Here is a 306-nt window from a genome sequence, read left to right on the forward strand (position 1 = left end):
GAGTTTAATTACAAAAAGATATTACAATTCTCAGATGTGCATTTAGGGCCAGAATTTACATTGAAACAACTAGTAAATTTGGTAGAGAAGATGAATACGTTACATCCAGATATAGTAGTTTTTACAGGGGATTTAATAGATAAGATTGGATCGTATAAGGCAGAAAGAGAAGAAGCGATAAGCATTTTGCAGAAAATACATGCGCCCTTAGGGAAATATGCAGTGTTTGGGAAACATGATAGGGGCGGGGGAGGTAGGTTATTTTATAAATAGTATATGGAGGAAGCTGGTTTCTCTGTGTTAGTA

Annotated in this window: 1 pseudogene; it reads left to right on the forward strand. The window is 35.6% G+C overall.

Going from position 1 to position 306, the window contains the following annotated elements:
* Window positions 1-270 (forward strand): annotated as a pseudogene (locus tag ACSG5Z_RS30470) (metallophosphoesterase); the annotation flags it as partial.
* Between the last annotated feature and the right edge of the window lie 36 nt (window positions 271-306).

The organism is Bacillus pretiosus (assembly GCF_051294775.1).
In the GTDB taxonomy this organism is placed as follows: domain Bacteria; phylum Bacillota; class Bacilli; order Bacillales; family Bacillaceae_G; genus Bacillus_A; species Bacillus_A wiedmannii.